The following is a 569-nucleotide window of genomic DNA, read 5'->3' on the forward strand; positions in this document are numbered from 1 at the left end:
CATCTGGCGCCGTTCCTGCCCGGTGATCCGGGTGGCGCGGCGGTCGAGGGGCGGCCGGCGATCTCGGCGGCGGCGTACGGGTCGGCGGGGATCCTGCCGATTCCGTGGGCGTACCTGCGGATGATGGGCGCCGACGGGTTGGTGCGGGCCACCGGGGTGGCGGTGTTGGCGGCCAACTATGTGGCGGCGCGGCTACGGCCGTATTTCCCGGTGCTGTACACCGGCAACAAGGGCCTGGTGGCGCACGAGTGCATCCTGGACCTGCGGCCGGTGACGAAGGCGACCGGGGTGAGCGTGGACGACGTGGCCAAGCGGTTGATCGACTACGGGTTCCACGCGCCGACGATGTCGTTTCCGGTGGCGGGGACGTTGATGGTGGAGCCGACCGAGAGTGAGGACCTGGCCGAGTTGGACCGGTTCTGCGACGCGATGATCGCCATCCGGGCGGAGATCGACAAGGTGGGTGCGGGTGAGTGGCCGGTCGGTGACAATCCCCTCGCGAACGCGCCGCACACGGCGGCGATGCTGGCCGACGACGAGTGGCCGCATCCGTATCCGCGGTCGGCGGG

General features: G+C 70.7%; 1 pseudogene. It reads left to right on the forward strand.

The window, feature by feature from the left end:
• A pseudogene (locus tag C1I93_RS30855) lies at nt 1–569 on the forward strand (glycine dehydrogenase (aminomethyl-transferring)); the annotation flags it as partial.

This window comes from Micromonospora endophytica, from assembly GCF_003236305.1.
Taxonomy (GTDB): Bacteria; Actinomycetota; Actinomycetes; order Mycobacteriales; family Micromonosporaceae; genus Micromonospora; species Micromonospora endophytica.